Raw genomic sequence first — 1,876 nt, forward strand, 5'->3', positions numbered from 1 at the left:
GGTCCTGCGGATGCACCACCGCGAGAAGAAGTCGGTGCGAGAGATCGTGAGGGCGACGAGCCTGTCGCGCAACACGGTGAGGAAGTACCTGCGAATGCCGGTGGCGCAGCCACCGAAGTACCGGCGCCGGGCGGCGGCGACGAAGCTGTCGCCGTTCATTGAAACGATCAAGATGGCGCTGCTGGCCGATGCGCGCCGCCCGAGGAAGGAACGGCGAACCGCCAAGGCACTGCTTCAGCAGATCGCCGCGGCCGGCTACGAAGGCGGCTACACGCAACTGACGGACTTCATTCGTACATGGCGCGCCAGCCAAGGCGGCGTTGCAATCGGCAAGGCATTCGTGCCGTTGACCTTCGAGCTGGGCGAGGCGTTCCAGTTCGACTGGAGCGATGAGGCGCTGGTCATCGGGGGCCTCTACCGCAAGCTGCAGGTCTCGCACATGAAGCTGTGCGCAAGCCGCGCGTTCTTCCTTGTGGCGTATCCGAGCCAGGGCCACGAGATGCTGTTCGATGCGCATACCCGGTCGTTCGCGGCGTTGGGCGGGGTGGCATGCCGCGGCATCTACGACAACATGAAGACCGCCGTGGACAAGGTCCATAAGGGCAAGGGCCGCACCGTCAACGCGCGCTTCGCGGTGATGTGCGCGCATTACCTGTACGACCCTGACTTCTGCAACGTCGCCTCCGGCTGGGAGAAGGGCGTGGTGGAGAAGAACGTGCAGGACAGCCGCCGGCGCATCTGGATCGACGCGCGTGAGCGGCGCTTCGCGAGCTTCGACGAACTCAATGCCTGGCTGGGCGAGCGCTGCCGGGCGCTATGGGAAGAGGTCCGGCATCCCGAGCACAGGCAGTTCAGCGTGGCCGAGATGCTCGAGCACGAGCGGGAGCAGTTGATGCCGATGCCCGCAGCGTTCGATGGCTACGTCGAGGAGGTGGCCCGGGTGAGCAGCACCTGCCTGGTGTCGGTGGCGCGCAACCGCTACTCGGTGCCCTGCGAGCTGGCTGGGCAGATGGTCAGCACGCACCTGTACCCGACGCGCGTGACGGTAGTGGCCGGTGATGGCGTCGTGGCCGAGCACGAGCGGCTGACGGACAAGAGCAAGACGCGCTACGACTGGCAGCACTATGTGCCGCTGGTGCAGAGGAAACCCGGCGCACTGCGTAACGGTGCGCCGTTCGCCGATCTGCCCGAATCATTGCAGCGGCTGCGCCGTGCACTGTTGCGCGAGAGCGGAGGCGACCGGCTAATGGCGCGGGTGCTGGCGCTCGTGCCGACGGCCGGACTGGAAGCGGTGCTGGTGGCCGTAGAGCTGGCGCTGGACGGCGCACCGCCTTCCGGGCGCGTGAGCGTCGAACACGTCATCAACGTGCTCGCGCGTCTGAACGCGGCGCCGCGCCCGGACAACGTGGAGACACCGTTGCAGGTGCTGACGCCACCGATCGCTGACACAGCGCGCTACGACCGGCTGCGAGACCTGGGCAGCTTGAGGGAGGCCGGTCATGCGTGACGTCATCGCTGAACTCAAGGCGCTGCGCCTGCACGGTATGGCCGGGACCTGGGCCGACCTGATGGAGCAGAACGCCGCCGAGCTGGAGCGATCCGGCTGGCTGGTCGAGCAGATGCTGCGTGCCGAGACCACCGAGCGCGCCACGCGCTCGGTCACTCACCAGATGAACGCGGCGAAGTTCCCTGTGCACCGGGACCTTGCAGGGTTCGACTTCGAGGTCTCGCCGGTTGACCGCAAGCTCGTGCTGCAGTTAGCCGAGATGGCCTTCACCGATGAGGCGCACAACGTCGTGTTGGTGGGTGGCCCCGGCACCGGCAAGAGCCATCTGGCGACGGCCATCGGCGTGGCGGGCATCACGCAGCATGGCAA

General features: G+C 66.9%; 2 protein-coding genes. Both read left to right on the plus strand.

Features of this window, described 5'->3' with window-relative positions:
• Positions 1-1,507: IS21 family transposase (gene istA, locus QN413_RS26895; protein WP_323499619.1), on the plus strand; the 1,507-nt coding region annotated here is incomplete at its 5' end.
• Positions 1,500-1,876, plus strand: a 377-nt coding sequence (locus QN413_RS26900) for an ATP-binding protein (protein ID WP_323499620.1), incomplete at its 3' end; no start/stop codon positions are given. The genes istA and QN413_RS26900, both read left to right, overlap by 8 nt.

The sequence above is a fragment of the Variovorax sp. LG9.2 genome (assembly GCF_035018885.1).
Lineage (GTDB): Bacteria > Pseudomonadota > Gammaproteobacteria > Burkholderiales > Burkholderiaceae_C > Variovorax.